A 6,773-nucleotide genomic window follows, 5' to 3' on the forward strand; every position below is an offset into this window, starting at 1 on the left:
CGCCGCCGAGGCCGCGCGGGTCCGTACCGGGGCCGGCGCCCACGTCGGCCCGACGGCCGTCCCGGCTCCGCGTCCCGACCGGCAGGCCGAGGCCGAGGCCGGCGACGACCGCGGGGCCGCGGAGCTCGCCCGGAACTCCGCGGCCTGAGCGGCTACAGCCCGTAGGACTTCCCGATGATGTCGCGCTGGATCTCGCTGGTCCCGCCGTACACCGTCGAGACGACGCTCTGGCGGAGCAGCCGCTCCATGCCGTACTCGGTGGCGTAGCCGTAGCCGCCGAGCATCTGCATCCCCTCCAGGGACAGGTGCTTGGCGAGTTCGGTGGCCTTGAGCTTGGCCATCGACGCCTCGCGCGGGAACAGCGCACCTGCGGGGGCCTCGTCGATCACCCGTGCGGTGTCGTGCACCAGCAGTCGCGTGGCCGCCAGCTCGGTGGCGTTGTCGGCGATGCGGTGGCGCATCGCCTGGAAGCTCCCGACGGGGCGGCCGAACTGCTTGCGCTCCGTGACATAGGCGACGGTGTCGTCGAAGGCGCGCCGCGCCAGTCCGAGCATGAGTCCGGCCAGGATCATCCGCTCCAGGTTCAGCCCGGCCATGAGCTGGCGCCAGCCCTGGCCCTCGACGCCGACGACGGCGTCGGCGGGCAGCTCGCACCCGTCGAAGTAGAGGTCGTTGACCTCCTTGCCGCCCATCGTCTCGATGCCGTGGATCGACAGGCCTGCCGCGTCGGCGGGCACGACGAACATGGTCAGGCCGTCGTGCTTGCCGCCCTCGGTGGAGGTCCGGGCGACCAGCAGGATGTGCGACGCGATGTGCGCGTTCGAGCACCAGGTCTTCTGGCCGTCGATCCGCCAGCCGGTCTCCGTCTTCGTGGCCTTGCACTTCAGTCCGCCGACGTCGGACCCGGCCTCCGGCTCGGACATCGAGATCGACAGCACGTCGCCGCGGCACATCCCGCCCAGCAGCTCCTGCTTCTGGGCCTCGGTGCCGAACTTCTCGATCGCCGCGGCGGTGATGGTGGTCGTGCCGAACCCGGCGATCGGGGCCTGGCCGTACGCGGACTCCTCCAGGAAGACCAGCAGGTCACGCATGCCCTGGCCGGCGCCGCCGTACTCCTCGGGGGTGGCGATGCCGAGCCAGCCGAGGTCGGCCATCTTGCGGTAGATCTCGTCGGAGTGGGCGTGCCGCCCGCCGCCGGTCAGCTCGTCGCGGCGCTCCTTGCTGCCGATCTCGCGACGGCAGAAGTCGCCGATCGCCTTCGCCAGGTCGGTCTGGTCCTCGGTCAGGGTGACGGGCATCAGGGGTCTCCTCGGTCGTCGGACCACATTCCGGTGCGGTCCAGGTGGGTGAGCAGCAGGTCGCGGCCGTCGAGCACGTGGCGACGCATGGCCGCCCGCGCGGCGCCGGGATCGGCGGCGCCGAGCGCGTCGAGCAGGACGAGGTGGGCGTCGACCGCGCCGGCCCGCCACTCGGGCGAGCCGGTGTAGAAGTGCGCCGGCAGGTAGTGCGACGAGCGCCCCACCAGCCAGGCGAGCTTGCGCGAGCCGGCCAGCCGGTTGACCTCGGCGTGCAGCCGGTGCTCGGCGGACACGAGCGGGTCCAGCTCGGCCGGGTCGTGGGTCTCCGGGGTGCGCTCGCACAGTGCGGCGATCCGGTCGGCGAGCTCGCGCAGCGGTGCGAGGTCGGCGGGGGACAGTCGCTGCGCCGCGCGCGCGGCCAGCGTCCCGGTCAGGTCGGCCTGCACCTCGAACAGGTCCGCGACGTCGTCGCGGGTCAGCTCGGCGACGACGAACCCGCGCCGCGGCACCGCGTGGACCATGTCCTCCGCGCGCAGCGACTGCAGGGCCTCACGGACCGGGGTGTGGCTGACGCCCAGGTCCGCGGCGATCCGGTCCATCCGCAGGAAGGTGCCCGGGCGCAGCTCACCGGAGAGGATGCGGTCCCGCAGGACGAGCGCGATGCGGTCGGGCAGCTGCGGGGCGCGGCCCGGCGGGAGCTCACGCACGAAGTCGGCCGTGGACACGGCGACTATCATATACGATTCTGCCGAACCTGCGTCGCGACGACCGAGGGAGAAGAACGTGCCGGGTCAGAGCCCTGCCGAGGATTTCCGCCTGACCGACATCCTCGCCGATCCCGACCGCGCCGACCTCGTCGCGCTGTCGTTCGACGGCGCGACGACCACCTACGGCGAGCTCGAACAGCGCGCCGGGCGCACCGCGGCGGCCCTGCGCGACCTCGGCCTCGGGGCCGGGGACCGCGTCGTGTGGATCGGGAAGAACCGGCCGGAGTTCCTGGAGCTGCTCTTCGCCGCGCCGCGGATCGGCGCGGTGTCGGTCCCGCTCAACACCCGGCTCACCGAGGCCGACCTGCTGGCGCTCGTCGCCGACGCCCGGGCCGGTCTCGTCGTGCTGGGGCCGGACTTCGCGGGGCTGCGCGGTGCGCTCGACGGGCGCCGGGTCGTCGTGGTGGGAGAGGACCACGCGGACTGGCGTGACGCGGCCGCGGACGTGCTGCCGCCGTCGTCGCCTGCCGGATCCACCCCGGACGACACCGTGCTGCAGCTCTACACCTCCGGCACCACGGGGCTGCCCAAGGGCGTGCTGCTCGCGCACCGGCAGTTCTCGGCGCTGCTGCTGGCCGCCGGGCACTGGTCGATCGACCCCACCTCGACCGCGCTGATCGCGATGCCGCTGTTCCACATCGGCGGCGTCGGCTACGCGCTGGTCTGCCTGGCCGCCGGGGCGCGGTGCGTGCTCGTCGCCGACATCGTCCCCGGGCCGCTGCTCGACACGATGTCCGACGAGCGCGTCACGAACGCCTTCCTCGTGCCGGCCGTGCTGCAGATGCTCTCCGCGGTGCCCGGTGCCGCCGACCGCGACTGGTCCGCGCTGCGGTCGATCGCCTACGGCGCCTCGCCGATCACCGTCGGCGCGCTGCGGGCGGTCGTCGAGACCTTCCGCGCGCCGCTGTTCCAGGTCTACGGCGCGACCGAGACCACCGGTGCGATCACCCAGCTCGACCCGGGCGACCACGATCCGGACGGCCCCCGGGCGCACCTCATGCGCTCGGCCGGGCGGGCGTACCCGTGGGTGCGGCTGACGATCGTGGACCCGGCGACCGGCCGGGAGCTGCCGGCCGGCGAGGTGGGGGAGGTCCGGATCCACTCCGACCAGGTCACGGCCGGCTACTGGAACCGGCCCGAGGACACCGCGGCGGCGCTCGGCGACGACGCCACGCTGCGCACCGGCGACGGCGGCTACCTCGACGCCGAGGGCTACCTGTTCCTCACCGACCGGATCAAGGACATGATCGTGACCGGGGCGGAGAACGTGTATCCGATCGAGGTGGAGAGCGTGCTGTCCGAGCACCCGGACGTCGCGGACGTCGCGGTGATCGGGGTGCCCGACGAGCGCTGGGGCGAGGCGGTGAAGGCCGTCGTCGTGCCGCGGCCGGGGACGACGATCGATCCGGATGCCCTCGTCGAGTGGGTCCGGCCGCGGATCGCGGGCTTCAAGCGGCCCCGCTCGGTCGACGTCGTGGAGGCGCTCCCGCGCAACCCGAGCGGCAAGATCCTCAAGCGCGAGCTGCGTGAGACCTACCGCAGGGCCTTCACCTGACCGCAATCGTCGGTTAGCCTCGCCTCAGTACCGGTGAGGGAGGGCTTCCATGTCTCTACGTCTGCCGACCGGCAGCATCACGGTGCTGCTCGGGCCGTCGGTGCAGCGCCGCCGCATGATGAACCGGTTGGACGACGCGAGCGGCCGGTGCGCCGACGGGCACGATGCCGTGGTCCGCAGGCTGGGCGCCCGCGCGACCGAGACGGCGGCGGACCGGCTGGCCACCGTCGACGCGGCCCGCCGGGGCCCCACCGCGATGGTCCTCGCCGACCGCCTGACCGACGGTCTCGACGCACACGACCGCAGCACGGTGCTGTCCGCGCTGCGGGCCGTCGCTGCGGACGGGGTCGCCGTCCTCGTCGACGACATCGACCCCGTCGCGGCCCTCGCCGTCGCCGACGGCGCGTTGCGCGTCGACGAGCGTGGCGAGGTCCGGGTGGAGGAGCTGGCCTACTTGGCCTCGTAGGTGAGGCAGTCGGCGGCGTCGGCGCCCGCGCCGATGTTCACCGACGACGCGGTGCACTCGAGCTTCTCGTTGAACCGGCAGTCCGAACGGTGGCAGGCGCCGACGAGACCGTTGCCGCTGCCGCCGCGGAACGAGATCTCGACGAAGGTGCCGCAGTGGGCGTGGTCACCGGAGATCGTGATCGCCCCCGCGCCGCAGCTGGAGTCGGAGTTGTAGGAGCAGCTGGTGGCGGAGCACTGCTGAACCTGGGGCATGTCCTGGGCCGTGGTCATGGCGCCCAGGTTGTCGGGGTCGCCCGGTGCGCGCCAGGCAACAGAGGCTCGCCTGACCGGCAGTGCGGACCGCCTGATTTGCGCCCTCCACCTGGGAGTTCGGTCCGGCAAACGCGGTGTATATGTGTCGCGAATCACATTGCGTGCCCGCCGGACGGGTGATCTGTGGCGGTCGCGGAGGTGGCCGGCCGGCGACGACACCCGTCCGTGCGGTCGTCCGGTCGCGACGGCCGCCCGTCGCGCGGGCCCGCCCGATGCGACGGGCCGTGCCGGGCCGCCGACCGGCGGTGGGCGATGATCCCCCCGCCGGACCCGGTGGACCGGGCCGGAGGGGGAGGCGACGTGGACGAGGACCTGATGGGCCGGCTGATCCGGTTCGCCGACCTGACCGCCTGGCCGGCGTTCGCGGCGTTCGGGGTGCAGGAGGAGTCGATCGACCGGCTGCTCGCGACGACCGCCGGGCTGGACCCGTCGGCCGTCGCCGGGGTGCGGGCCGGGCTCGCCGGGCGGGTCCGCGCCGCGGCGCGGGCTCTGCGGACCGAGCCGCCGGTCGCGGACGGCCTGCACCGGATGGCGCTGCGTCCGGGCGAGCGGATCGTGGTCGTCGGCGACTCCCTGTCCGCCGACCGGCTGAGCTGGGCACGGCTGTTCGCCGAGCTGGTCCCGATGGTCGAACCGGAGGCGTCGGTCGAGGTGCTCGCGCTGTCCGGGCGGACCAGCTCCGAGGCACTCGCGCTCGGCCCGGTCCTGGTCTCGCGGGTGCCGACCCGGGTGCTGGTCATGCTGGGCACCAACGACATCCGCCGGGAGGGCGCGACCACCGGGATCCGGATGGTGTCGATCAGCGAGACGGCCCGGAACCTGCGGGCGCTGCGCCTGCTGCTGGAGACCGAGAGCGGCGCCCGGGTGCGGTTCGTCGTCCCGCCGCCGGTCGACCCCGGACGGGTGGCCGCCACCCGCGAGCTCACCGGCGAGTGGTGGGACCCGGCCGACGTCCCCGGGCTCGTCGCGACGGTCCGGGAGGTCGACCCGGACGCGATCGACCTGTCCCGGATGCCGATCCGGCCCGACTTCTGGGAGGACGACGGCCTGCATCCCAGCCCGATCGGGCAGGTCGCGATCCTGCGGGCGGTGCTGGCCCGGATCTGACCCGGCGCGCTCAGCCGCGCAGCGCGGCGATCGCGGCCCGGGCCGCCGCGGCGACCGCGGCCTCCCCGCGCGCCGTGTCGGCCGGGTCGGCCGGGACGGTGAAGACCGTCAGGACCAGCGGTGCGCCGTCCGGCGGGTACAGCACCCCGGAATCGTTGCGCTCCCCGAGCGGCCCGGAGCCGGTCTTGTCGCCGACGGTCCAGCCGGCCGGGACCGCCGCGCGGATCTGCCGGTCGCCGGTGGTGTTCGCCCGCAGCCAGCCGGTCAGCCGGTCGCGCTGCGCGGGCGGCAGGGCGTCGCCGAGGACCAGGGTGCGCAGCGTGGCGGCCAGCGCGGCCGGGGTCGAGGTGTCGCGCTCGCCGTCGCGGTCGTTCAGCGCGGTCTCGGCCCGGTCGGAACGGGTGACGGTGTCCCCGGTCGTGCGCAGCCACGCGGTCAGCTCGGCGGGGGAGCCGACCTCGCGCAGCAGCAGGTTGTGCGCGGTGTTGTCCGAGACGGTGACGGCGGCCTCGCACAGCTGTGCCACGGTCATCCCCGCGGCCAGGTTCCGGGTCGTGACGGGCGCGTACTCCAGCAGGTCGGCGCGCCCGTAGCGGACCGGGCGGTCGAGCAGGCCGGGCTCGGACAGCGAGCGGTGCAGCACGAACCCGGCCATCAGCGCCTTGACCACCGAGCACATCAGGAAGCGGTCGCCGTCGCGGTGCCCGGCCGCCGCGCCGGTGCCGGTGTCGAGCACGTGCACCCCGATCGTGCGGGCGTACTCGCGTTCGACGTCGGCCAGCGCGGGGATCGGTGCGCTCCCGGCGCCCGGGTCCGCCGGGGCGGGTGTCGCGGGTGCGGGCGGAGCCGCCGTTGCGCAGCCGGTCAGCGCGGCGCCGCCCAGTGCGGCACCGGCCAGGAGCAGGGAACGGCGGGTGATCGTCATGGGCGCACCGTGTCGCATCCGGACCGATAGCGCGAATACGATCGTGCTTCGCGTGTGATAGCCGATCGATATGGAGCGAGGCCGGTGGACCTGCTGCGGCACCTGACGTTCTTCGTCGCCGTCGCCGAGGAGCGGCACTTCGGGCGGGCCGCCGCCCGGCTCGGGATGACGCAGCCGCCGCTGTCCCAGGGCCTGCGACGGCTGGAGGCCCGGCTCGGCACCTCGCTGTTCGACCGCGGACCCGGCGGCGTCTCCCCGACGGCGGCCGGTCGCGACCTGCTGCCCCGCGCCCGTGCCCTGATCGAGGACGCCGCGGCGCTCGGCCGCGCCGCCGCCCGGCA

8 protein-coding genes are annotated in these 6,773 nt (G+C 74.3%); 4 read left to right on the forward strand and 4 right to left on the reverse strand.

Annotated elements, in window-relative coordinates; genetic code table 11:
• Positions 1-152: 152 nt before the first annotated feature.
• Together NH602_RS26460 and NH602_RS26465 are read right to left on the reverse strand one after the other, a co-directional pair.
• The gene (locus NH602_RS26460) at positions 153-1,298 is read right to left on the reverse strand and encodes an acyl-CoA dehydrogenase family protein (RefSeq protein ID WP_073577486.1); all 1,146 of its coding nucleotides are present in this window, start codon (positions 1,296-1,298) and stop codon (positions 153-155) included.
• Entirely contained in the window at positions 1,298-2,023 is a 726-nt protein-coding gene (locus NH602_RS26465) for a GntR family transcriptional regulator (protein WP_161152060.1), read from the reverse strand. Before NH602_RS26465 ends, NH602_RS26460 begins: the two co-directional genes overlap by 1 nt.
• A gap of 58 nt (positions 2,024-2,081) precedes the next feature.
• On the opposite strand from NH602_RS26465, the gene NH602_RS26470 reads away from it, so the two are divergent.
• The gene (locus NH602_RS26470; RefSeq protein ID WP_179761177.1) at positions 2,082-3,620 is read left to right on the forward strand and encodes a long-chain-fatty-acid--CoA ligase; all 1,539 of its coding nucleotides are present in this window, start codon (positions 2,082-2,084) and stop codon (positions 3,618-3,620) included.
• Positions 3,621-3,669: 49 nt separating this feature from the next.
• On the forward strand, positions 3,670-4,086 hold the full coding sequence (locus tag NH602_RS26475; protein WP_100879493.1) for a hypothetical protein: 417 nt from the start codon (positions 3,670-3,672) through the stop codon (positions 4,084-4,086).
• Here NH602_RS26475 and NH602_RS26480 read toward each other — a convergent pair.
• Positions 4,071-4,358: a DUF1540 domain-containing protein gene (locus NH602_RS26480; RefSeq protein ID WP_100879494.1), complete on the reverse strand. Its 288-nt coding sequence runs from the start codon at positions 4,356-4,358 to the stop codon at positions 4,071-4,073. The two genes, NH602_RS26475 and NH602_RS26480, sit on opposite strands and share 16 nt — an antisense overlap.
• A 342-nt stretch (positions 4,359-4,700) precedes the next feature.
• On the opposite strand from NH602_RS26480, the gene NH602_RS26485 reads away from it, so the two are divergent.
• Positions 4,701-5,507: an SGNH/GDSL hydrolase family protein gene (locus NH602_RS26485; protein ID WP_157818449.1), complete on the forward strand. Its 807-nt coding sequence runs from the start codon at positions 4,701-4,703 to the stop codon at positions 5,505-5,507.
• Between the two features lie 10 nt (positions 5,508-5,517).
• On the opposite strand, the gene bla is transcribed toward NH602_RS26485, so the two are convergent.
• Positions 5,518-6,432, reverse strand: a complete 915-nt coding sequence (gene bla, locus NH602_RS26490) for a class A beta-lactamase (protein ID WP_253069205.1) — start codon at positions 6,430-6,432, stop codon at positions 5,518-5,520.
• A gap of 84 nt (positions 6,433-6,516) precedes the next feature.
• On the opposite strand from bla, the gene NH602_RS26495 reads away from it, so the two are divergent.
• Positions 6,517-6,773, forward strand: a 257-nt coding sequence (locus NH602_RS26495; protein WP_253069206.1) for a LysR family transcriptional regulator, incomplete at its 3' end; no start/stop codon positions are given.

Origin of the sequence: Pseudonocardia sp. McavD-2-B (assembly GCF_024124365.1) — a bacterium.
Taxonomy (GTDB): Bacteria; Actinomycetota; Actinomycetes; order Mycobacteriales; family Pseudonocardiaceae; genus Pseudonocardia; species Pseudonocardia alni.